Genomic DNA, 21,588 nt, shown 5'->3' with positions numbered 1-21,588 from the left:
TCGGAGGGTGCGCGCGGCCAGGCTGATGTCGTTGGTGCTGTTGCTCCAGGCCCGTGGCGGGATGACCGCCGCCGAACTGTCCGAGGAGCTGGAGGTCTCCGAGCGGACCGTTCACCGGGACGTGCTGGCCCTGTCCGAGGCCGGGATCCCGGTCTACGCCGACCGGGGCAGGGGTGGCGGTTACCGCCTGCTCGACGGGTACCGCACCCGCCTCACCGGCCTCGACCGGGCGCAGGCGCAGGCCCTGTTCCTGTCCGGTGTGCCCGAGGCACTGCGCGAGATGGGCCTGGGCGAGGTCGGGGCCGTGGCGCGCCTGAAGGCGTCGGCCGCGCTGCCCGCGGACGCGCGGGACGCCCAGGCGGACGCGGCGCAGCGCTTCCACCTGGACGCTCCCGGCTGGTTCGCCCGTGACCGGCCGCCGCCGGAGTCCCTGCTGCCGCTGGCCAGGGCCGTGTGGGGCGACCATCCGGTGACGGCCGCCTACCGGGGCGCCCGGCGGACCCTGGAACCGTACGGCCTGGTGCTCAAGGCCGGGGTCTGGTACGTCGCGGCCCGTTCGGTGATCTACCGGGTCGAGCGGCTCAGCGAGGTCGAGGTCCACGCCGATCGGTGTTTCACCCGCGATCCCGGCTTCGACCTGGCCGCCTTCTGGAACGAGCGCGCCGCCGAGTTCGCCCGTTCCCTGCTCAAGACGCGGGTGACCGTACGGCTCAGCCCCGAGGGCCTGCGCGCGCTGCCCGTCTTCGCCGACCCGGCGGCCCTCGACGACGCGCTCGCCTCCGCCGGGGAGCCCGACGAGCGGGGGTGGGTCACGCTCCACCTGCCCGTCGAGTCCCCGGAGGTCGCCTACGCGCAGATCCTCAGGTTCGGCCCGGAGGCCGAGGTCCTCGACCCGCCGTCCCTGCGCGCCCGCGTGGCCGAGGCCGCCGCCCGGCTGCACGGCCTGTACGACCGACAGGTCTAGCGGTAGCCGGTGGCGTCCGCGGGCTTGTCCTGGTCCTGGACCTCGACGATGTAGCGCCAGGCGTCCGGCCTGCTGCCGTCCACGTCGGTGAAGCCGTAGACCTGGGCCAGCTGCCCGCTGGAGAGGGACTGTCCCGACCAGCGGACCCGGTCGGGGTCGGCGGCCAGGGCGACGACCGCGCGCCCGGTGTAGGCGGGCGACTCCGAGATCACGAAGTGCGGTTCCCTGACGAGGGCGTCACGCCAGGTCTCCTCGGTGACGCCGTAGTGCTCAAGCATCATCTCCGAGCGCAGCCAGCCCGGTGTGAGCGACACGGCCGCGCAGCCGTACGGCCTCAGTTCGTGGGCCTGGGAGAAGGCCAGGCGGTTGACCGAGACCTTGGCCAGGTCGTAGAAGAACGAGACGCGGTAGTTGACGGCGTTGTACTCGGCGGTTCCGTCGGTCACCTCGACGACCAGGCCGCCGGGGTTCCTGGTCAGCAACGGCAGGGCGTGGTGGCTGGTGATGACGTGGGTGTCGATCGCCAGCCTGAGCAGGCGCAGGCCGTCCTCAAGCGAGTGCTTCCAGAGCGGGGTGTCCCAGGCGGCCAGCGGGTCGCCGCCCCAGACGTCGTTGACGAGCAGGTCGAGCCTGCCCTGCTCACGGTCGATCCGCTCCACCAGCGCGCGCACCTGCTCTGACTCCAGATGGTCCACCTGTACGGCGATGCCCCGGCCGCCGGCCCGCGTCACCAGTTCGGCTGTCTCCTCGATGGTCTCGGGGCGGTTCATCTCCGAGCGGTGCTCGCGGGTCGTCCTGCCCGTGCAGTAGACCGTGGCTCCGGCCTCGCCGAGCGCCGTCGCGATGGCCCTGCCCGTCCCCCTGGTCGCCCCGGCGACCAGGGCGACCTTCTCTCGCAGTGTCGTGTGCATGCCACTGACCCTGCCCAAGAAACAGGACACCTTATGTCATGTTTTCGCGCCGTGTCCGGCGGCGGCCGGAGTCGGGTCAGCCGACGGCGTCGACGAAGCGCCGCGCGTCGGGCTCGGTCATACCGGTCTCTCCTCTGACGAGCAGGACGGCCTGTTCGGCTCGGCCGGAGGTCTTGAGGTCGTGGACCCGGGAGGCCAGATCGGCGCCGCCGCGACGCGGAGTCGCGGAGGGGGGTTGCGCGGGGTGCGGCAGAAACGTCGCGGGCCTGGAGGAGCGCCGTACGAGAAGGACGAGGGCGGCGATGATCCCGCCGAAGAACAGGATGAGGATCAGACCGATGATGACCAGTTCCGTAGGCCCTAAATTCGGCATGGCACCAGCCTATTGCGAATTCGCCGGACGCGGCCGACCGCCATACCTCCACTAATCCTGTCAAGGCATCGGATATTTCGACCGAGAGGGCGAATTCTCCACAATTGCCCCGGTCGCCGGGGTATCGACCTACCGTTCGCCGCGTAAAGAACCCCGTTCGGCGCTCCGTGACCGCAATGAAACAACCACGTAATTACGCTTCCGGTCAGCCGAAGGAGTCAACCCCCCATTCGGTTGTCCGTTCTCCAGCCCCGAGGAGACCGTATTGGCCACTCCGGACAAGGACAGAGGCGATCGCAGCCCGTGGAACCGGCTGCTGATCATTCCGATCGTCGTGCCTTTGCTGCCCTTTCTCTACAACGCCCTCGACCCCCGGTTTCTGGGTTTCCCACGGTTCTACTGGTTGCAGCTCGCCTTCGTCGCCCTCGGCGTCGCCTGTACCGCGACCGTCTACCAGATGACCAAACGGAGGCGGTGACCCGTGAACGCCCACCTCACCGAGATCATCGTCTTCACCGTGCTGTTCCTGGCCGTCAGCGTCATGGGGTTCGTCGCCTCACGCTGGCGCCGCCCGGACGACCTCGCCAGCCTGGACGAGTGGGGACTCGGCGGCCGGAGCTTCGGCTCGTGGGTCACCTGGTTCCTCATCGGCGGCGACCTCTACACCGCCTACACCTTCGTGGCCGTGCCCGCCCTGCTGTGGGGGGCGGGCGCCACGGGCTTCTTCGCGATGCCGTACACGGTCATCACCTACCCGATCGTGTTCCTGGTGCTGATCAGACTCTGGTCGGTCTCGCACGTACACGGGTTCGTGACGCCCGCCGACTTCGTCAGGGCCCGTTTCGGCTCCCCGACGCTGGCGCTGCTCATCGCGATCACCGGCATCGTGGCGACCATGCCCTACATCGCGCTCCAGCTCGTCGGCATCGAGGCCGTACTGAAGTCGATGGGCGTCACCGGACACCTTCCGATCATCATCGCCTTCGCCATCCTCGCCGCCTACACCTACCAGTCGGGGCTGCGCGCCCCGGCCCTGATCGCCTTCGTCAAGGACTCGCTGATCTACATCGTGATCCTGGCAGCCCTCGTCGTGATCCCGCTGAAGCTCGGGGGCTGGGACGCGATCTTCGACGCGGCCGAGGCCAAGTTCGCCGCCACGCCCGCGCCGGGTGACGGCATCCTGCTCAACGGTGGCAACCAGCTGCAGTACATCACGCTGGCTCTGGGCTCGGCACTGGCGCTGTTCCTCTACCCGCACAGCGTCACCGGCGTGCTCGCGTCGAAGAACCGCGACGTGATCAAGCGCAACATGTCCGCGCTGCCCGCCTACAGCCTGTTGCTCGGCGTGATCGCGCTGCTCGGCTACATGGCGATCGCGGCCGGGGTGAAGCCGATCGTGACGGCGGGCAGGCCCGACAGCAACACGATCGTCCCGCAGCTGTTCGACCAGATGTTCCCCGACTGGTTCACCGGCGTCGCCTACGCGGCGGTCGGCATCGGCGCGCTGGTCCCGGCGGCCATCATGTCGATCGCCGCGGCGAACCTGTTCACCCGCAACATCTACCGGGAGTTCCTGAAGCCCGCCGCGACCGACGCGGACGAGGCCAGAGTCTCGAAGATCGTGTCCCTGCTCGTCAAGGTCGGCGCGGTGCTGTTCATCCTGTTCATGGACACCGGCTTCTCCATCGACCTCCAGCTCGTCGGCGGCGTCATCATCCTGCAGACACTGCCCGCGGTGGGGCTCGGTCTCTACACCCGCTGGTTCCACCGGGGCGGCCTGGTCGCCGGGTGGGCCGCGGGCATGACCTGTGGGGTGCTCATGCTCTACAGCATCGGCAACCCGGTGACCGGCAAGGCGCACTTCGCCGGGTCCGCGTTCCCGCTGAGCAACCTGGGCCTGGACACCAGGATGACGGTCTACGCGGGCCTGCTCGCCCTGGCCGTCAACCTGCTCGTCGCCGCGATCGGCACCCTCGCCGCCCGTGCGGCCAGGCTCGCCGACGGCGGGGACCTCACCAGCCCCGCCCACTACACAGCGGACGAGGGCGACCCCCGGGTCAAGGATCTCGACCTCGTGGGCTGACATCCGAATACGGCTTTCGCCGGGTCCGTCCCCGATGGGCCGGACGGACCCGGCGGGACCCTCCGCAATAACCCTAATTTCCTACCGTATTAGTTGACAATTATCGGCGAGGAAGCCTACCGTGAGGGCATGACCTCCCCGCTGTACCTCACGACACGAGGTCACGTGGACCTCTGCCGCGTGGCCAGCGCGCTGTGTCCTTCCACCCGGTCTTGAGAAGGTTCCATTGGCTCGTTGGAAGGAAGACACGATGTCGTCACTCGTCATCACCCCCGTCGCCGGGCGCATCGGCGCCGAGATAGTCGGCGTCCGGCTCGGTGGTGAACTGCCCGCCGAAGTCGTCAAGGAGATCCGTGCGGCCCTGCTCCGCCACAAGGTGATCTTCTTCCGTGGTCAGAAACACCTCGACGAACCCGGCCAGGTGGCCTTCGCCCGCCTGCTCGGCCCGCTGACCACCGCCCACCCGACCGTCCCCGCCCTCAACGACGACTTCCCCATCCTCGACCTGGACTACAGCAGCGGGCAGAAGGTCGACCGGTGGCACACCGACGTCACGTTCGTCGACCGTCCGCCACTGGCCTCGGTGCTCCGGGCCGTCGTCGTCCCTCCCTCAGGAGGCGACACCCTGTGGTCCAACACGGTGGCCGCCTACGAGAACCTCCCCTCGGAGCTGGCGAGGCTGATCGACGGGCTGCGCGCCGTACACACCAACCAGTTCGACTACGCGCGGGTCAACGCCTCCGACGATCCGGACAAGGCCCGCAGGCACGCCGAGGTCTTCTCCTCCATCTCCTTCGAGACCGAACACCCCGTCGTCCGCGTCCACCCGGAGACGGGAGAACGCTCGATCCTGCTCGGTGACTTCGCCAGACGGATCATCGGCCTGCCCAACGACGTGTCGGCCTCACTGATCCGCCTGATCCAGGAGCAGGTCACACTGGTCGAGAACACCGTCCGCTGGCGCTGGTCCCCCGGCGACGTCGCCATCTGGGACAACCGGGCGACCCAGCACCGGGTCGTGCACGACTTCGGGGCACAACCGCGCCGCCTGCACCGGGTCACCGTCGCCGGCGACGTCCCCGTGGGCGTCGACGGCCGCCCGAGCGAGGTGCTGTCCGGCGACGCCTCGATCTACTCGCCCATCGCCTCCGTCACGCCCGTCGCCGCCTGACGGGGGCCGTCTGACAGGGGCACGGTCCCCTCGGGTACGGCGCGCCGAAGAACTTCGCCGCCTCCCCTCCGAAGCAAGCCCGCCCGGCTCCTCCTCCACCGGGCGGGCTTATTCGTGCCGCGAAAAGGGGTGGCTCTCGTCGCCCAGGCGTTCCACGCGCAAGCCCCCTCCTCCTCCAACGCTCTGCGCGGGGCCGGTGCCGACGCCCGGCACCTGTGAGGTGGCAGCCATCGGTAGGCCGGTGTCCGACGGATGTCCCGCCATCGCCCAGGGTCCCGGGTGGCGAGCCCGCCACAGCCGTACGCCGTGTTCGCGCTGGTCGCCTAGCACCGCCTATAATTTAGACCAGCATCGAATTAAGGAATCGCCCATGGCCGTCACCGCCCCCGCCTCCACCGGCGCGCAGTGCTGTGCGCCGATCGCCCGCGAGCCCCTCAGCGAAGCCGACGCCACCGAACTGGCCACGCTGCTCAAGGCCGTGGCCGACCCGGTGCGGCTGCGGCTGCTGTCGATGATCGGCTCCCACGCGGGCGGTGAGGCGTGCGTGTGCGATCTGACCGGCGTCTTCGACCTGACCGCCCCCACCATCTCCCACCACCTGAAGGTGTTGCGCACCGCCGGGCTGATCGACGGCGAACGCCGCGGAACCTGGGTCTACTACCGGATCATCCCCGAGGCGGTGAACAAGCTGGGCGCGCTGTTCACCCCGCTCGCCACCCCCGCCGCAGCACAGAACGGCCCGGTGGACGTGGAACTGCTCACCGTATGACCCGACGCGGCTCGTCTGACGGATGTCGTGGTCGTCGGCGCCGTACAGCCGGGCTCGCGGCGGGCTACCACCTGCGACGAGCGGGCGCCGACTTCGTCATCTCCTGGACGCCCACCACCCCGGGGGCATTCTGGCCTTATTGCCCGGTGACGGCGCTGCGCCGTTCCAGCAGGACCACGTCCCGCCAGAGGCCGCGGTGGCAGCCGACGCGTTCGCGGGTGCCGACCACGCGGAAACCGAGCTTGCCGTGCAGGGCGAGGCTGGCGGTGTTGCCGGGGAAGACCCCGGCCTGGATCGTCCAGATCCCGGCGTCCTCGCTGGCGGCGATGAACTCCTCCAGCAGTGCCCGGCCGATGCCGTGCGCCTGGCAACCCGGGTGGACGTAGACGCTGTGCTCGACCACCCCGGCGTACACCGGCCGGGCCGAGACCGGCGAGGCGGCCACCCAGCCGACGACCTGGCCGGTCGCGGTGTCGACGGCCACGTACCGCGGGTGCGCCAGCTTGCCCGCGGTGAACCCCTCCCAGGAGGGCGCCGTCGTCTCGAAGCCGGCCTGTCCCGTATCCAGGCCCGCCTGGTAGATGGCCAGCACCTGCTCGGCGTCGCTCTGGAGCATCGGCCGGATCCCCAGGCCCGGCCCGGCGGGCTTGGCTGCCTGGACGATCTCCTCGTGCGTCATCATGGGCTCCCTTCACTCACAAACCGGTACGGCCGGAACGGGGTTGCCCATCACCACGTCAGCGGCGGTGGGGAAACAGCTCACGCATGCCTCGTTGATCCGATACAGGCTGGTGGTGCCCTGCCGTTCGACCAGCACGAACCGCACCTCGGCCAGAACCTTCAGGTGGTGCGAGACGGTCGACTGCCCCACCCCGGATACGGTCACGATCTCGCCCACACTCATCGGCGTGCGCCGCCGGGCCAGCAACGACACGATCTGGATGCGGGTGGCGTCCGCGAGGGCCTTGAACCAGCTCGCGTACTGTTCGGCCTCCGCACGGGGCAGTGACTTCTTCTCGCCATTCATCGTCCATCGACGATAGACGATGAATGACGGATGGGCCACCATGGCCGTCAACCGGCCTCTGCCGCGAAGTGTCGCCGGCGTTCAGAGCCGTGTGAACATGGAACGCATCTGAACGAGCTCGGCTTTCTGGCGGGTGATGATCGAGGCGGCCAGTGCCGTGGCGCGTGGAGAAAGGCCGTCTCGCCGCTCGGCCGCGGCCAGGCCGATCGCGTCAGTATGGTGCCAGACCATCATGTCCAGAAATATCCGGTCAAAGTCGGTCCCGGACGCCTCATCCAGGGTTTCCAGGTCAGTCCAGCCCATCATGTGCGGGCCCCGGTGCATACCGGGTCCCATGTCCTCCGGCCCTCGGTTGCACGGACCCCGCTCGTCGTCCCCTCCGCCGGGTGGTCCCGTCATGCACGGACCCAGGCCGGGAGCCGGTTCTCCCCAGCTCCTCAGCCAGGCGGTCAGCTGGGCGATCTCGGCTTCCTCGGCCCGTCCGATCCGCTCGGCCAATGCCCTGACCCGGGGGTTCGAGGTGTGTGTCCCGGCCATCCCGGTCATGATCAATGTCTGCCGGTGGTGAAGGATCGTCTCCTGGGCGAAGCGTACGTCCTGAGCGTTGTGCTCCTCGGCCAGGACGCCGGTGGACGAGACGGCCGGAGCGCCGATCCACGGCCCGACGAGCGCGACATGAAGGTCGCCGGGGCCACCGCAGGCCATCAGAACGGCGCTGACGCCCAGAGCCGCGAGACCTACGCGGCGGGCGGGAAAACTCGGTGCAGCCATGGCGTCCCCCCTGACGGGGTTCTCACATCCGGCGCGCGGCCGGACGGCACGGATTCTTGGTGGCGGGCGCCCCACCGTTGCGGGAACGCGGCAGGCCCGCCTCCACTCCATCCCATGCTCTGGACCGATTGATCACAGCCGCCTGATGTCACCCCTTTGTGGGACTTATGTCCTGTTCTGGAGGAGACCAAGGAGCAACCGGTTCGGCTCACGGTGAGCGGAGGGAGGAGAAAACCGGGTGCGCGGAGTCCGGAGCGGCGGTCAGGGAGAAGTAGGCCTCCTCCTCCTGGTCGAAGTGGAGCACCAGGACCGCGTACAGGCCGTAGAGGCAGGCACGCAGGTCGTCGAGTTGTTCGGGACGGAGCCCTTCCGCTCCGGTGAGGGCGAGGTGGCCGTCCAGGCGGCGGATGAGGCGTTCGATCTCCGCGTGCGCCCTGCTCATGGTCATCGTGACCTCCGAACCACCCAGTGCCTGCCCCATGGCCGGGTACAGTCGTCTCTCCTCGGCGCGTTCGTGGGGCAGCAGGCGTTCGGTGAGGAAGTCGTGGACCTCCCGCAGCCGGTCGAGAGCCACCTCCGGGGGGCTCTGGCCGAGCCGGTCCGCCGTCTCACGGATCAGTTCCAGGGGTGGCCTCAGCGAGGAGTGCTCCATCTCGAAGCGGCGCAGCAGGGACTCGGTCTCCGCGTCGACCACCGTTCTGGTCCCCCTGGTGGGACGCAGCGCCCGCAGCGCGTTGAGGATCACCGTGACGTCGATGGCCTCCTGCAACAGGGCACCGGCCGCCGGAGGCAGTGCTCCGGCCGCGGCCACAGCCATGGCCAGCAGCGACAGTCCCATCCCCGCGGCGGCGCTCTGTACGGCGATGCGGCGGGAGCGACGGGCCACGTCCATGGCGTCGGCGAGCCGGTCCAGGTGGTCGGTGGTGAGCACCACGTCGGCGGCCTGGGCCGAGGCGGCCGACCCTCGGGCGCCCATGGCCACCCCGACGTCGGCGGCGGCCAGCGCCGGAGCGTCGTTGATCCCGTCGCCGACCATCACGGTCACCGCCTCGGCCACCTCCCTCCGTACCGCTTCCACCTTGGCCACCGGCGTCTGCTCGGACAGCACCCGGTCGACGCCGAGCACCGTGCCCACGCTCTCCGCGACCTCGGCCCTGTCTCCGGTGAGCATGATCACCTTTTCGATCCCGGCGGTGCGCAGCCGCCGCAGGGTCCGCGCGGCGTCGGCCCGTACGGCGTCGCGCAGCAGGATCACCCCGGCCGTCCGGCCGTCGACCGTGACCCAGACGGTCATGGCGCCGTCCAGCGTGGCCCTGGCCCGCTGGGCTCGTTCCCATTCGGAATCGGACCGGGCCGCCGCCTTGCCGACCTCTACCCGGCGTCCCCCGACCAACCCCGTGGTCCCGGTGCCCGGCTTCTCCTGCGCCTCGGTTGGTTGGGGCAGCGTGAGGCCGCGAGCGTGAGCGGCGTCGACGATCGCGGCGGCGAGCACGTGGGAGGACATCTGGTCCAGCGCGGCCGCCAGACGCAGCACGTCGTCGGCCTGGACACCGGGGGCGGCCACCACGTCGACCACCTCGGGGCGCCCCGCGGTCAGCGTGCCGGTCTTGTCCAGGACAAGCGTGCGGGCCTGCCCCAGCCTCTCCAGTGCTCCCCCTCCTTTGACCACCACGCCATGACGCGCCGTACGGGACAGACCGGAGGCGATGGCGGCGGGCGCGGCCAGCAACAGCGGGCAGGGGGTGGCGACGACCAGGACCGCGACCGCCCGGACGGGATCTCCGGACAGCAGCCAGGCTCCCCCGGCCAGCAGCAACGTCGCGGGCAGGAACCAGGCGGCGAACCGGTCGGCGAGCCGCACCACGGGAGCGCTGCCCGCCTCGGCCTGCCGTGCCAGCCGTACCACTCCCGCATAGGCGCTTTCGGCCGCGATCCGGGTGGCCCGCAGGTCGAAGGCGGCACCGGCGTTCACCACGCCGCTGCGCACCCCCTGCCCGGCGGGGCGTTCGACCGGCAGCGCCTCCCCTGTCAGCGCCGACTCGTCCAGCGACGCCAGGCCCGCGGCGACCACCCCGTCCACAGGGACGGTCTCACCACTGGGGACCAGCAGCAGGTCACCGGGGCGGACCAGGCCGACGTCCACCTGGCGGGGCGTCCCGTCCTCGTAGCGACGCGCCGAGCGCGGAGCACGTTCGTACAGGCCGGTCAGGTCACGGCGGGCCCGGCGCAGGGAGTAGTCCTCCAGCGCCTGGCCGGTGGCCAGCATCACGCCGATCACCGCACCGGCGAAATACTCCCGTACGGCCAGCGCCCCGGCCAGGGCGAGCACGGCGATGGCGTCCACGCCCAGCCGGCGCTCGCGCAGCGCCGACAGCACCTGCCAGAGCGCGGGAAGCAGGGCCACCACCGTGACGGTCGCCCACACGGCGTCTCCAGCCGGGGACGCTCCGGCCAGATGGCACACGGCCCCGGCCGCCAGCCCGGCCACGGTGACCACCACGAACGCGGTGCCGCCGAACTTTCGCATGTTCTCAGCCTTCCCGCTGCGAACCGGCTCGCCCGGATCCGCCGGCCCGCACGGGCCCAGGACCGGATCGCCACCGGACAGTGAACGTGGTGCCGCGTTCCTCGGTGCCGCAGAGAGGCGCACAACGACCGGGTCCACCCTGCTGGAGGTATCGGCGGGACAGGAGTCCTCATGTACAAGCCCACGGTCAGATCAAGCGTCGGACGCGGGAGTGAAGGAACCCAGAGACGACAGACCTGCTATTTGGTGACTTTGGACCCGTTTCTCCATAAATCCCGGCGCGGTGAGTGTCACCGCGCATCCTGCACCCGGCTGCCTCTCCTTCCCGGCGGCCCGAAAGGCCCGTCGTCCTGGGACTTCCGGCCCTCACCTCCTCCTTTTCCCTGCGATGGAATGGAGGGCATGGCGGACCTGCGGCGGTCCGCCCCTTTCTCGCTGGGAGATCTCGATGACCGGACACATGACGACCCCGGGAGACCTGGGCCGCCGGGTGAGCAGACGGCGTGAAGACCTGGGGCTGACCCGCGACCAGCTGGCCGACCACGCCGAAATCGACGCCCTGTACCTGGCGTACCTGGAGGAGACGCCCGCCGCGCCGTCGGCCGAGACCGTGCGCAGGCTGGCCACCGCTCTGGGCGTCGGCGTCGCCGAACTGCTCGGTGGGACGGTCGATCTGCCTCCCGGCCGGGGCCGCCCCATCGCGGGTCCCCGCCTGAACAGGCTCGACCCCGCCGAGTGCCTGCGGCTGATCGCTCCCGGCGGCGTGGGCAGGGTCGCCTTCAACGAGCCTGAGGGGCCGGTGGTCCTGCCGGTCAACTACGCGGTGCACAACGGTGCCGTGGTCTTCCGCACGGCCTTCGGCGGCCCGCTCGACGGCAATCTGCGCACCGGCGTCCAGGGGGCCGAGTTCAAGGTCGCCTTCCAGGTCGACCGGATCGACGAGGCCGGCAGAGAGGGCTGGAGCGTGCTCATCCGCGGCGGTCTCCACCACGTCGTGACCGGCGACGAACAGGCGGACGCGGAGACCTCCGGCGTCCAGCCGTGGGCGGGCGGCGACCGCGAGCTGTACGTCTCGATCACCCCCGCGGAGATCAGCGGGCGGCGCATCCAGCACGTCCTGTGAGGCCGCACGACCGTCTCGTGGCTGGTGATCCACCACGTGCGCGATCCTCCAATGATCGGTCAGCCCTGATGGCGGCGGCGCGCGCCGCCGTACCGTGCGAGTGAGGGGGTGCGCCATGCCGTTGCCCGCGGTCGTCGACCTTGGGCGGATCGCCGCGGTGGTCTTCGACACCGACGGGGTCGTCACCGACACGGCCGGGGTGCACGCCGCCGCGTGGAAACAGGTGTTCGACCCCTTCCTGCGTGAACACGCCGACCGATCCGGGGGGCGGTTCCGGCCCTTCGACGCCGGTGGGGAGTATCTGCGTCATGTCGACGGCAAATCCCGCCGCGACGGGGTGGAGGACTTCCTCCGCTCCCGGGGCATCGCGCCGGACCCGGAAACGGTGGCCGACCTGGCCGCGCGCAAGGACGCCTTCTTCCTGGCCGAGATCCGCAGGAACGGTGTCGCCGCCTTCCCCTCGACCGTCGAGGTCGTTCGTGAGCTCCGGCGTCGTGGGGTGCGTACGGCCGTCGTCTCGGCGAGCCGTAACTGCGCGCGGGTGCTCCGCGCGGCGGCGGCCGACCACCTGTTCGACGTCCGAGTCGACGGTGTCGAGGCAGCTCGGCTGGGACTGGCCGGAAAGCCCGACCCCGCGCTGTTCCTGAAGGCGGCCGAGGAACTTGAAGTGTCGCCGCGGCGGACGGCGGTGGTCGAGGACGCCCTCGCCGGGGTGCGGGCGGGCAGGCGGGGTGGGTTCGGCCTCGTCATCGGCGTCGACCGGCACGGCTCGGGGGACGCGTTACGGGCGGCGGGAGCCGACATCGTCGTCGGCGATCTGGCGGAGCTACGACTGGCCGGGAGAAGCGGTGAACCCTTGGCTCCTCATCTATGACGATGACGATCCCGCCTCCGAGGGACTGCGGGAGGCACTGACGACGCTCGGCAACGGCTACTTCGCCACCCGCGGAGCCGCACCGGAGGCGCACGCCGACGGTGTGCGCTATCCCGGCACCTACGTGGCCGGCTGCTACGACCGGCTCTTCTCCCGGGTCGCGGGCCGTACGGTGGGCAACGAGGATCTCGTCAATGTGCCGAACTGGCTGCCGCTGACCTTCCGCGTCGACGATGACGACTGGTTCGCCCCCGGCACGGTTGAGTTCCTCACCGCCCGCCGCGTTCTCGACATACGTGCGGGAGTGCTGACCCGGCTGCTGCGTGTCCGCGACTTCCGGGGACGGATCACCCGGCTGGAGCAGCGACGGCTGGTCTCGATGGACGATCCGCACCTGGCCGCCCTGAGGACGACGATCGTCCCGGAGAACTGGAGCGGCACGCTCCGGGTCCGCTCCGCTCTGGACGGGCGTGTCGTCAACTCCGGGGTCGCCCGCTATCAGGGGTTGGCCGGTCGGCACCTGGTGCCGATCAGCTCGCACGCCGCCCACGGGGTGATCGGGTTGCTGACGCGTACCGCCACCTCTCGCGTGGAGATCGCCCTGGCCTCCCGCACCACCCTGACCGGAGGACGCGACCATGCCGACGGCGGTGTCTCACACGACGCCCGGAAGGAGTGGGTGAGCGACGAGCGGACCGTGGAGGTGGCCGAGGGCCAGGAGATCGTCGTGGAGAAGGTGGTCGCCCTGCACACCTCCCGTGACCGGGCCATCGCCGGTAGTGAGAGCGCCGCCAGGACCGCGGTGGCACGTGCGGGTTCCTTCGAGGCACTGCTCGGACGGCACACGCGAGCCTGGGATCGGCTCTGGCAGCGGGCTCACGTGACAGCCGAGGACGCCGACGTCCAGCAGGTCCTCAACCTGTACGTCTTTCACCTGTTGCAGACGGCCTCCCCGCACCTGACCGAACTCGACGCCGGGCTTCCCGCTCGCGGCCTGCACGGCGAGGCCTACCGGGGACACGTGTTCTGGGACGAGGTGTTCGCCTTCCCCTTCCTGGCGCCGCGCTTGCCCGAGGTCACCGAGGCGTTGCTGCGTTACCGGTGGCGGCGGCTGCCCGAGGCGCGCTGGGCCGCGCGTGAAGCCGGGTACACCGGGGCGATGTTCCCCTGGCAGAGCGGCAGCGACGGCCGGGAGGAGACCCCCCGCCTGCACCTGAACCCCCGATCGGGCCGCTGGCTGCCCGACCACTCCCATCTGCAGCGGCATATCGGCCTGGCCGTGGCCTACAACGTCTGGCGGCACTACCTGGCCACCGGGGACACCGCCTTCCTGGCCGGCTTCGGCGGCGAGCTGCTGGTGGAGATCGCCCGGTTCTTCGCCTGCCTCGCCGTGCGGGAGGGAGATCGGTACTCCATCCGGGGCGTGATGGGGCCCGACGAGTACCACGACGGCTACCCGGACCGCGCCGAGCCCGGAGTGGACAACAACGCCTACACCAACGTGATGACCGCCTGGCTGATGCGCCGCGTCCTGGACATGATCGCCCTGGTCGGAGCCGGAAGGGTGAGCCAGGAGGAGGTCGACCGCTTCACCGCCATGGCCGCACGGATGCGGGTGGACTTCCACGACGGGGTGATCAGCCAGTTCGAGGGCTACGACGCCCTGAAGGAGCTGGATTGGGCCTCCTATCGCAGGAAATATGGTGACATTCGGCGGCTTGATCGCATCCTGGAGGCCGAGGGAGACACTCCGAACCGGTACAAGATCTCCAAACAGGCCGACGTGCTGATGTTGTTCCACCTGCTGGGCTCCGACGGGCTTGGCGAGGCGCTGACCGGCCTGGGCCACACGTGGAATTCCGCGATGGCGGCACGCACCGTGGACTACTACCTGGCCCGCACCTGCCACGGTTCCACGCTCAGTGCGGTCGTGCACGCCGGGGTCCTCGCCCACGTACGTCCCGGCGCCTCCCAGCCCTTCCTCGTCGAGGCGCTGAACAACGACGTACGGGACCTGCAGGGCGGAACCACGGCGGAGGGGGTCCATCTGGGGGCGATGGCCGGGGTGGCCGTTCTGTTCGAGAGGCCCTGAGCACCACCGGCTAGCGCATGTGACCGTCAGGGCCGCGCGGCTCCACTCGGCAGGGGGCCGGTGTGGCTGAGCCGGGACGCCCGGCGCCGCGCGTGGTGGGCGTGTCCACGGCGCCGGACGGCGGGCCCACCACCCTCCGGGAACGCGGAGAACACCTTCTTGGCCGGCTCGACCAGGACCAGGTAGCCGACGACGACCGGCCCTGCCACCAGGGCACTTCGGCCCTAGGATCCGGCGCGGCGGTGGCGGAGGCTGCTGGTATGAGGCGAACCGTCCCCGACGAATGCGATGTCCTGTTACGTGAGGGTGGCATCGCCCACATCCGCCCCCTGCGTCCCGGCGACGGGCCGTCCCTGCACAGGCTGGTCGACAGGTCGTCCGAACGCTCGGCCTACCTGCGGTTCTTCACCGGAGGCAAGGCCGGCGCCCACGCCTACATGGACCGCGTCACCGAACCGGACCACCCGGGCCGCGTCCTGGTCGCCGCGGTGGACGGCGGCCTGGTGGCGGTCGCGGAGTACGTCCCCGGTCAGGACGGCGACGCCGAGCTCGCGATCCTGATCGACGACACGATGCACCACCGTGGCCTGGGCACCCTGCTGGTCGAGCACCTGGCGCTGGAGGCCGCCGACGAGGGCGTGCGCGAGCTGGTCGCCGAGGTACTGGCCGACAACCGCCCCATGCTGCGAGTGCTGGACGATCTCGGACTGCCCACCCGGCGGGCCTTCCTCGACGGGACGGTGGAGATCCGGATGGATCCGCATCCCACTCCGGGCCTGCTGGAGCGGATCGAGGAACGCGCCCACGAGGCGACCTCCGCCTGCCTGAAGCGGCTGTTCCACCCGGAGTCGATCGCGGTGATCGGCGCGGGACGCGCCCCGGGCGGGATCGGCCACCGCATCCTGCGCAACATTCTCGACGCCGGCTTCTCCGGCCCCGTCCACCCGGTCAACCCGCACGCCGACAGGATCCTCGGCCTGCCCGCGTACGCGACCGTGCGGCAGGTGCCCGGCCCGGTCGACCTGGCGGTCGTCGCCACCCCGGCCCGTACCGTGCTGGAGATCGCCCGCGACTGCGCCGGCCACGGCGTGCGCGACCTCGTCGTCGTCACGGCCGGATTCGCCGAGGCGGGTGAGACAGGTATGGAAGGCGAGCTGCTGAGGATCTGCCGTGAATCCGGCATGCGTCTGATCGGCCCCAACTGCCTCGGTGTCGCCGACACCGGGGCCCATCTCAACGCCAGTTTCCTGCCTCATCCTCCCGTTCCCGGGCGCCTGGCCCTGATGTCGCAGTCGGGTGCGGTCGCGGTCGCTCTGATCGACCGGGCCAACGCCCTGGGGGTCGGCCTGTCGGGCTTCGCCTCGGTCGGCAACAAGGCCGACGTCAGCGGGAACGACCTGCTGGAGTACTGGGAGGACGACCCGGCGACCGACGTGATCGCCCTGTACCTGGAGTCGTTCGGCAACCCCCGCAGATTCGGCCGCATCGCACGGCGGGTGAGCAGACGCAAGCCGATCATCGTGATCAAGAGCGGCCGGGGCGTCTCCGGGGAGCGGGCGGTCCACTCCCACACCGCGGCCGCCGCCACCCCGGACGTCGCCGTCGACGCCCTGCTCAAAGCGTCGGGAGTCATCCGCGTCGACAGCGTCCAGGACATGCTCGACACCGCGCGCCTGCTGGGAACCCAGCCGCTGCCCCGTGGCGGGCGGGTGGCCGTCGTCGGCAACTCCGGCGGACCTCAAGCCCTGGCCGCCGACGCCTGCGAGCGGCACGGCCTGCTGGTTCCCGGGCTGTCGCCCCTCACCCGTGGACGCCTGCGTTCCCGGCTTCCTGCCTCGGCCGCCGTGGCCAACCCCGTTGATCTCACCGCCGGCGGCAGCGCACGGGATCTCGCCTTCGCCGTGGAGACCGTCCTGGCCGACCCCGACATCGACGCCGTCCTGATCGTCTACACCCCGCCGTTCGGCTCCGGACTGGCCGGCACCCGCCATGCCATCATCGCCGCGACCGCCACGACGACCAAGACCGTGGCCGCCTGTATCGCCGGGCACGACGGCCTGCTGGACGGACGGATCCCGTGCTACGCCTTTCCCGAACAGGCCGTGGGGGCACTGCGTCACACGGTGGGGTACGCGGCGTGGCGCGCGAGGCCACAGGCCGCGCCCGCCAAGCCACCGGCGGCCGACACCGTCACCGCCCGTGGCCTCGTGGCGGCGGACCTGGCCCGCCATCCCGGCGGCCGATGGCTCGACCACGCCACCGCGGCCCGCCTGCTCGGCTGCTACGGCGTCCGTGTCATCGCCTCGACCAAGGCCGACGGCCCCGACACCGCCGCGGCGGCCGCCGAGTCCACCGGGCTACCGGTCGCGCTCAAGGCCACCGGGCCCGGCCTGGTGCACAAGAGCGACGTCGGCGGAGTCCGCCTCGGCCTCTCCACTCCCGGCGAGGTCCGCCACGCCTACCAGGAGATGGCCGACGCCATCGGACCGGCGATGACCGGCGCGATCGTCCAGCCGATGGCCGAGCCCGGTGTGGAGATGATCATCGGTGGCGTCGCACACGAGTCCTTCGGCCCGTTGCTCATGGTCGGCATGGGCGGCGCCGCCGCCGAGCTCATGGCCGACCACTCCTTCCGGGTACCTCCGCTCGACGATCAGGATCCCGCTGCGATGGTCGCCGAACTGCGATGCGCCCCGTTGCTCTCGGGCTACCGGGGACGCCCCGCCGTCGACGTCGCCGCGCTCCGGGAACAGATCGCCGGGGTCGGACAGCTGCTGGACGACCTTCCGCAGGTGGCCGAACTCGACCTGAACCCGGTGATCGTCACCACGTCCGGCGCGCTCGCCGTGGACGTCCGGATACGGCTCGCACCCGCCGCCCCGCCGCCGTCGCCCTTCCGCAGGAGACTGCGATGAGCGACCGGGCCTGCTGATCCGATGAGAGGCGATGATGCGTGTCACCGTCAAGGACGTCATGACCCGGCGGGTGGTCTCGGTCACCGAGGGCACCTGCTTCAAGGACATCGCCGGGACGCTCCTGGAGCACGGAGTCAGTGCCGTACCGGTCCTGGACGGCGACGGCCACGTGGTCGGCGTCGTCTCCGAGGCCGACCTGGTGCGCCGGGAGCGGTTCCGCACTGGGTCGCCCCGGCCGGGGCGCGAGACGGCCCGGGACCTGATGAGCGCTCCGGCCGTCACCGTCCCGGTGGACGCCCCCGTGGTGACCGCGGGCCGCCTGATGGAACACCACGGCGTCAAGCGGCTGCCGGTGACCGACGAGCTGATCGGCGAGGGCCTGACGAACCGGCAGATCGGCGAACGGATGTTCCTGGCCGAGAAGACGGTGAAGAACTACGTGTCCAACCTGCTGTCCAAGCTCAACATGCAGCGCCGTACCCAGGTGGCCGCGCTGGCGGCGCGGATGAAGACGGACCGCGACCGGTGAGAGCGCCCACCGCGGCCCTTCCCGGACGGTGAGGGGCTCCGACGGGGCGGACCGCGATGGTCACCAGCTCCATGACGTCCTGCACCTGCGACGTCATAGCCTCCCTTTTGCCCTCAGTCTTCGCCTGGAGGGGCGGACCCCGCCTGCGACATGTCCTCCGTCACCGGGACGACCGCCACGGGACTCGCTCCGTGCCGCAGGACCGCCCTGGTCACCGAGCCGAGCCTGCCGGTCGCGCGGGCTCCGCCGACCACCACGACGCTCGCCTCCCGGGACAACTCCACCAGCGCCTCCTTCGCCGAGGCGGTGACGAACCGGGTCCGCACCGGCACCGCCGGATGGCTGTCACGCCACGGCCGCAGCCGCCGCAGCAGGTCCTCCTCGACCATGTGCGTGGTGATCTCCACGTCGGACACCGGCGGCATCGCCGTTCCCCACGCCACCGCCCGGATGTGTCCCGCGTGTACCGCCAGCAGATCCAGGCCCCGCAACGCCGCCTCGTCGAAGGCGAAGGCGATCGCCACGTCGGGGGTGTCATCGGTGATCCCCAGTACCACGGCCCCACGGTGCAACGGCACCGGGATCGGCCCCGGCCCGCGCACGACGACCACAGGGCAGCGCGCGTGGGCCGCCACGTAACCGGCCACCGACCCGACCACAGTCCTGGCCAGCGTCCCCATGCCACGTGACCCGACCACCACAAGCTCGGCGCCGGCCGACAGCTCGGTCAGCCGCTCGGCGGCGGCCCCCTCGTACAGGTCGGTGGTGACCTCGGTGATCGAACTACACGAACGGGCGCAGTCGGCGCCGTGGTAGAGCACGTGTTCTGCGGCCTTGCGCAGATGGGACCTGGCCTCCTCGCCGGTCTCCCCATACGGCCACCGCCAGGCGTGCGCCACCGTCAGCGGCAGCTTTCTGAGCTCGGCCTCGTCCATCGCCCACTCCAGGGCCTGCATGGAGAAGTCCGAACCGTCATAACCGACCACGACCTCGCGTGTCTCGCTCATGGCCTGTCACCTCCGTCTCCATCGTCGGCGCAGAGCGGCCGCTCCAGCAGGGCGGAAGGTCCTCCCGGCGTGGGACCTTCCGCCTCCGTTCGGCACCGGTTCATGCGGGAAACACGCGACCCACCACGTAACCCTCGTCCCCGTTCGTCAGAAGTGGAGCCGAAAAGGCGATGGCTCACTCAGCTCTGTCAGCCTGCCGCTTTCAGGTCGTAGGCGATGTCGCGGGCCCAGGCGCGTACCCGTTCGGCATCGCGGAAGTCCCCGGCCGCGGTCTTGGCCATGGTGGCGGCCGGAAAGCCCTTGGCGTCAGCACGCAGGCAGCCGCCGAAGACGACGTTCTCCCGGGCACCGACTCTGCGCCTGGCCCGCTCCGCCCCCGCGGGCGGAGACACGTCCCGATCATCGACCCTCTGCAGCGGGCCGCTGCTGAACAACCAGACAGGCCGCTGCGCCAGCTGCCCCGCGCAACGCCGGACCAGGGTACGGGCATGACGGTGCCAGCGGCCGTAGTAGACCGCACCGCCCAGGACCACCGCGTCGTAGCCGCCGACGTCCTTCATCCCGGCGGCGGCCCGGACCTCGACCTCCAGCCCCTGTTCAGCGAGAACCTGCCCGATCCATCCGGCGATCTCCCGGGTGGAACCGCGTGTGGACCCGTAGGCCACCAGAACCTTCGTCATCGCAGCTCCTCTCCCTGTTCAGTCCATCAACAACGGACCCGACGTGGGAGCCGCCTTTCGGCCCGGAACCCACCGACCTTGGTCCTTGCCACACCGCCTTCCACTGTTCCTCCGCGCATCGTAGGCAGCCGACTCGTCCGGTGACGTGGCGCCGATCCACCGTTGTGGGAAACGGCCGGGGTCAACGCCACTCCACAGCACCGGGACCTTTGTCCCGCGACGCATGACCGTTGGCCACTGACCGGACCGTCCACCTCCCACGCACGCTGAGAAGGAGTCCTGCCGGACGGTGACCGAAACAGGCCGTCCCCCGGCATCGGAGAAACGAGCAGGAGAAATCATGAAGGCTCTGGTGTACGAAGGCCCCGGCAAGAAAACCTGGACCGAGGTCCCCGATCCGGCGATCACCGACCCACGGGACGCGATCATCCAGGTCGACACCACGACGATCTGCGGCACGGACCTGCACATCCTCGGCGGAGACGTCCCCGAGGTGAAACCGGGACGGATCCTGGGCCACGAAGCCGTGGGCACCGTCGTCGACGTGGGCGACGCCGTCACAGAACTACGGCCCGGCGATCGTGTCCTGGCCTCGTGCATCTCCGCCTGCGGCCGCTGCCACTACTGCCGGCGGGCACGTTACGGCCAGTGCCTGGGAGGCGGCGGATGGATCCTCGGCCACCGCGTCGACGGCGTGCAGGCCCAGTACGCCCGGCTGCCCCTTGCTGACCTGTCCACCCACAGACTCACCCCCGAGATCGGCGACGAGGCCGCCGTCTTGCTCGCCGACATCCTGCCCACCTCCTACGAGGTCGGTGTGCTGGCCGGCCGGGTCAAACCCGGAGACACGGTGGTCGTCGTCGGAGCGGGGCCGATCGGGTTGGCAGCGATCCTCACCGCCCGTCTGTACTCTCCCGCCAATGTCATCGCGATCGACACCGCCGAGGCCCGCCTGCAGGCCGCCAGGCGATTCGGCGCCGATGTCACCGCCTCTCCCGAAGACGACCCGTCGGAGGTGGTGCGCTCGCTGACCGGCGGACTCGGCGCCGACGTGGTCATCGAGGCCGTCGGGCTGCCGGAGACCTTCGAACTGTGCGCCACCCTGATCCGCCCCTGCGGTCATCTGGCCAACATCGGCGTCCACGGCCGCTCCGCCACTCTCCACCTGGAGGAACTGTGGATCCGCGACGTGACCATCACCACCGGCCTGGTCGACACCTTCTCCACCCCGGACCTGCTGACCATGCTGAGCGGCGGGCGACTCGACACCGGCCCCATGATCACCCACCGTTTCGCCCTCGACGACATCGAGCAGGCATACGAGGTGTTCGCCGACCCGGCACGCAGCGGCGCCCTCAAGGTCGCCCTGAACCGCAGCTGACCGTCTCCCCGAGGAACGTTGAGGAAGGCCTCGTCGAAGAAGCCCTGGCCGACCACGATCGTGCCGGCTGACTCCATCAAAACACCCCTGGAACCCAGGAGCCAAACACAAAAGGGGCAGCCGCCGGCCACCCCGCACCCCAGACACCCCCGCCTGGAACACCACCCCACCCACAACCAGGGCACACCCCCAACAGCCAAACACAAACAAAAAAGGGGGAGGCCCACAGCCACCCCCACACACCACCCATAACAAAAAAGTGGGGGGCCACCCCAAAGGATGACCCCCCACAAAAGATTGTCCGGCGGCGACCTACTCTCCCACACCGTCCCCGGTGCAGTACCATCGGCGCTGAAGAGCTTAACTTCCGGGTTCGGAATGTAACCGGGTG

21 protein-coding genes and 1 rRNA gene are annotated in these 21,588 nt (G+C 70.3%); 12 read left to right on the top strand and 10 right to left on the bottom strand.

Features of this window, described 5'->3' with window-relative positions; translation table 11 throughout:
• The first annotated feature begins 7 nt into the window (after positions 1-7).
• A complete protein-coding gene (locus tag ABT340_RS17375) occupies positions 8-964 on the top strand; it encodes a helix-turn-helix transcriptional regulator (RefSeq protein ID WP_352011754.1) in 957 nt (318 codons plus the stop codon).
• On the opposite strand, the gene ABT340_RS17370 is transcribed toward ABT340_RS17375, so the two are convergent.
• Together ABT340_RS17370 and ABT340_RS17365 are read right to left on the bottom strand one after the other, a co-directional pair.
• Positions 961-1,875 carry an SDR family oxidoreductase gene (locus tag ABT340_RS17370; protein WP_352011753.1) on the bottom strand — a complete coding sequence of 305 codons (915 nt, stop codon included), beginning with the start codon at positions 1,873-1,875 and terminating at the stop codon, positions 961-963. The genes ABT340_RS17375 and ABT340_RS17370 overlap by 4 nt on opposite strands.
• Before the next feature lie 76 nt (positions 1,876-1,951).
• Positions 1,952-2,248 carry a hypothetical protein gene (locus ABT340_RS17365; protein ID WP_352011752.1) on the bottom strand — a complete coding sequence of 99 codons (297 nt, stop codon included), beginning with the start codon at positions 2,246-2,248 and terminating at the stop codon, positions 1,952-1,954.
• A gap of 265 nt (positions 2,249-2,513) precedes the next feature.
• On the opposite strand from ABT340_RS17365, the gene ABT340_RS17360 reads away from it, so the two are divergent.
• The 5 genes from ABT340_RS17360 to ABT340_RS17340 all read left to right on the top strand — a co-directional run bounded on the left by ABT340_RS17360 (position 2,514) and on the right by ABT340_RS17340 (position 6,271).
• Positions 2,514-2,726 (top strand): DUF3311 domain-containing protein, encoded by a 213-nt coding sequence (locus ABT340_RS17360; protein WP_352011751.1) that lies wholly within the window; start codon positions 2,514-2,516, stop codon positions 2,724-2,726.
• A gap of 3 nt (positions 2,727-2,729) precedes the next feature.
• Positions 2,730-4,331 (top strand): monocarboxylate uptake permease MctP, encoded by a 1,602-nt coding sequence (mctP, locus tag ABT340_RS17355; protein WP_352011750.1) that lies wholly within the window; start codon positions 2,730-2,732, stop codon positions 4,329-4,331.
• Between the two features lie 129 nt (positions 4,332-4,460).
• The gene (locus ABT340_RS17350; RefSeq protein WP_352012079.1) at positions 4,461-4,547 is read left to right on the top strand and encodes a putative leader peptide; all 87 of its coding nucleotides are present in this window, start codon (positions 4,461-4,463) and stop codon (positions 4,545-4,547) included.
• A gap of 34 nt (positions 4,548-4,581) precedes the next feature.
• On the top strand, positions 4,582-5,502 hold the full coding sequence (locus ABT340_RS17345) for a TauD/TfdA dioxygenase family protein (protein WP_352011749.1): 921 nt from the start codon (positions 4,582-4,584) through the stop codon (positions 5,500-5,502).
• A gap of 370 nt (positions 5,503-5,872) precedes the next feature.
• Entirely contained in the window at positions 5,873-6,271 is a 399-nt protein-coding gene (locus tag ABT340_RS17340; protein WP_352011748.1) for a metalloregulator ArsR/SmtB family transcription factor, read from the top strand.
• 136 nt (positions 6,272-6,407) lie between these two features.
• Here the strand turns inward: ABT340_RS17340 and ABT340_RS17335 are convergent, their stop codons facing one another.
• From ABT340_RS17335 to ABT340_RS17320, 4 genes are all read right to left on the bottom strand, one after another.
• Positions 6,408-6,953 (bottom strand): GNAT family N-acetyltransferase, encoded by a 546-nt coding sequence (locus tag ABT340_RS17335; RefSeq protein WP_352011747.1) that lies wholly within the window; start codon positions 6,951-6,953, stop codon positions 6,408-6,410.
• 9 nt (positions 6,954-6,962) lie between these two features.
• Complete coding sequence (locus tag ABT340_RS17330) at positions 6,963-7,340, bottom strand: ArsR/SmtB family transcription factor (RefSeq protein WP_352012078.1); 378 nt, start codon at positions 7,338-7,340, stop codon at positions 6,963-6,965.
• Between the two features lie 39 nt (positions 7,341-7,379).
• Positions 7,380-8,069, bottom strand: a complete 690-nt coding sequence (locus ABT340_RS17325) for a DUF305 domain-containing protein (protein ID WP_352011746.1) — start codon at positions 8,067-8,069, stop codon at positions 7,380-7,382.
• 208 nt (positions 8,070-8,277) lie between these two features.
• Positions 8,278-10,596, bottom strand: coding sequence for a heavy metal translocating P-type ATPase (locus tag ABT340_RS17320; RefSeq protein WP_352011745.1), 2,319 nt, complete (start codon positions 10,594-10,596; stop codon positions 8,278-8,280).
• 448 nt (positions 10,597-11,044) lie between these two features.
• Between ABT340_RS17320 and ABT340_RS17315 the strand changes: the two genes are divergently transcribed.
• The 3 genes from ABT340_RS17315 to ABT340_RS17305 all read left to right on the top strand — a co-directional run bounded on the left by ABT340_RS17315 (position 11,045) and on the right by ABT340_RS17305 (position 14,685).
• Entirely contained in the window at positions 11,045-11,719 is a 675-nt protein-coding gene (locus ABT340_RS17315) for a pyridoxamine 5'-phosphate oxidase family protein (RefSeq protein WP_352011744.1), read from the top strand.
• Between the two features lie 115 nt (positions 11,720-11,834).
• On the top strand, positions 11,835-12,593 hold the full coding sequence (locus ABT340_RS17310) for an HAD family hydrolase (protein WP_352011743.1): 759 nt from the start codon (positions 11,835-11,837) through the stop codon (positions 12,591-12,593).
• The gene (locus ABT340_RS17305) at positions 12,568-14,685 is read left to right on the top strand and encodes a glycoside hydrolase family 65 protein (RefSeq protein ID WP_352011742.1); all 2,118 of its coding nucleotides are present in this window, start codon (positions 12,568-12,570) and stop codon (positions 14,683-14,685) included. Before ABT340_RS17310 ends, ABT340_RS17305 begins: the two co-directional genes overlap by 26 nt.
• A 26-nt stretch (positions 14,686-14,711) precedes the next feature.
• On the opposite strand, the gene ABT340_RS17300 is transcribed toward ABT340_RS17305, so the two are convergent.
• Complete coding sequence (locus tag ABT340_RS17300; RefSeq protein ID WP_352011741.1) at positions 14,712-14,894, bottom strand: hypothetical protein; 183 nt, start codon at positions 14,892-14,894, stop codon at positions 14,712-14,714.
• Positions 14,895-14,945: 51 nt separating this feature from the next.
• Between ABT340_RS17300 and ABT340_RS17295 the strand changes: the two genes are divergently transcribed.
• Both ABT340_RS17295 and ABT340_RS42475 read left to right on the top strand, forming a co-directional pair.
• Complete coding sequence (locus tag ABT340_RS17295) at positions 14,946-17,600, top strand: bifunctional acetate--CoA ligase family protein/GNAT family N-acetyltransferase (RefSeq protein ID WP_352011740.1); 2,655 nt, start codon at positions 14,946-14,948, stop codon at positions 17,598-17,600.
• A gap of 34 nt (positions 17,601-17,634) precedes the next feature.
• A complete protein-coding gene (locus ABT340_RS42475; protein ID WP_502992514.1) occupies positions 17,635-18,129 on the top strand; it encodes a CBS domain-containing protein in 495 nt (164 codons plus the stop codon).
• A gap of 113 nt (positions 18,130-18,242) precedes the next feature.
• On the opposite strand, the gene ABT340_RS17280 is transcribed toward ABT340_RS42475, so the two are convergent.
• Together ABT340_RS17280 and ABT340_RS17275 are read right to left on the bottom strand one after the other, a co-directional pair.
• On the bottom strand, positions 18,243-19,136 hold the full coding sequence (locus ABT340_RS17280; protein ID WP_352011739.1) for a universal stress protein: 894 nt from the start codon (positions 19,134-19,136) through the stop codon (positions 18,243-18,245).
• 188 nt (positions 19,137-19,324) lie between these two features.
• The gene (locus ABT340_RS17275; RefSeq protein ID WP_352011738.1) at positions 19,325-19,816 is read right to left on the bottom strand and encodes a flavodoxin domain-containing protein; all 492 of its coding nucleotides are present in this window, start codon (positions 19,814-19,816) and stop codon (positions 19,325-19,327) included.
• A gap of 340 nt (positions 19,817-20,156) precedes the next feature.
• Between ABT340_RS17275 and ABT340_RS17270 the strand changes: the two genes are divergently transcribed.
• Positions 20,157-21,197, top strand: coding sequence for a zinc-dependent alcohol dehydrogenase family protein (locus ABT340_RS17270; RefSeq protein WP_352011737.1), 1,041 nt, complete (start codon positions 20,157-20,159; stop codon positions 21,195-21,197).
• A 299-nt stretch (positions 21,198-21,496) separates the two neighbouring features.
• Here ABT340_RS17270 and rrf read toward each other — a convergent pair.
• Positions 21,497-21,588, bottom strand: a 5S ribosomal RNA gene (gene rrf / locus ABT340_RS17265); the annotation flags it as partial.

This window comes from Streptosporangium sp. NPDC000239, from assembly GCF_040300765.1.
Lineage (GTDB): Bacteria > Actinomycetota > Actinomycetes > Streptosporangiales > Streptosporangiaceae > Streptosporangium.
Note: the sequence above shows the minus strand (reverse complement) of the source record. Positions and strands in the feature narration are given on the sequence as shown.

Excerpts from the sequence above, each read along its gene's own strand:
- ABT340_RS17295 (WP_352011740.1), top strand. The coding sequence starts at position 14,946 with ATGAGGCGAACCGTCCCCGACGAATGCGATGTCCTGTTACGTGAGGGT.
- ABT340_RS17315 (WP_352011744.1), top strand. The coding sequence starts at position 11,045 with ATGACCGGACACATGACGACCCCGGGAGACCTGGGCCGCCGGGTGAGC.
- ABT340_RS42475 (WP_502992514.1), top strand. The coding sequence starts at position 17,635 with ATGCGTGTCACCGTCAAGGACGTCATGACCCGGCGGGTGGTCTCGGTC.
- ABT340_RS17365 (WP_352011752.1), bottom strand. The coding sequence starts at position 2,248 with ATGCCGAATTTAGGGCCTACGGAACTGGTCATCATCGGTCTGATCCTC.
- ABT340_RS17310 (WP_352011743.1), top strand. The coding sequence starts at position 11,835 with ATGCCGTTGCCCGCGGTCGTCGACCTTGGGCGGATCGCCGCGGTGGTC.
- ABT340_RS17345 (WP_352011749.1), top strand. The coding sequence starts at position 4,582 with ATGTCGTCACTCGTCATCACCCCCGTCGCCGGGCGCATCGGCGCCGAG.
- ABT340_RS17280 (WP_352011739.1), bottom strand. The coding sequence starts at position 19,136 with ATGAGCGAGACACGCGAGGTCGTGGTCGGTTATGACGGTTCGGACTTC.
- ABT340_RS17320 (WP_352011745.1), bottom strand. The coding sequence starts at position 10,596 with ATGCGAAAGTTCGGCGGCACCGCGTTCGTGGTGGTCACCGTGGCCGGG.
- ABT340_RS17335 (WP_352011747.1), bottom strand. The coding sequence starts at position 6,953 with ATGATGACGCACGAGGAGATCGTCCAGGCAGCCAAGCCCGCCGGGCCG.
- ABT340_RS17325 (WP_352011746.1), bottom strand. The coding sequence starts at position 8,069 with ATGGCTGCACCGAGTTTTCCCGCCCGCCGCGTAGGTCTCGCGGCTCTG.
- ABT340_RS17340 (WP_352011748.1), top strand. The coding sequence starts at position 5,873 with ATGGCCGTCACCGCCCCCGCCTCCACCGGCGCGCAGTGCTGTGCGCCG.
- ABT340_RS17275 (WP_352011738.1), bottom strand. The coding sequence starts at position 19,816 with ATGACGAAGGTTCTGGTGGCCTACGGGTCCACACGCGGTTCCACCCGG.
- ABT340_RS17350 (WP_352012079.1), top strand. The coding sequence starts at position 4,461 with ATGACCTCCCCGCTGTACCTCACGACACGAGGTCACGTGGACCTCTGC.
- ABT340_RS17370 (WP_352011753.1), bottom strand. The coding sequence starts at position 1,875 with ATGCACACGACACTGCGAGAGAAGGTCGCCCTGGTCGCCGGGGCGACC.
- ABT340_RS17270 (WP_352011737.1), top strand. The coding sequence starts at position 20,157 with ATGAAGGCTCTGGTGTACGAAGGCCCCGGCAAGAAAACCTGGACCGAG.
- ABT340_RS17330 (WP_352012078.1), bottom strand. The coding sequence starts at position 7,340 with ATGGTGGCCCATCCGTCATTCATCGTCTATCGTCGATGGACGATGAAT.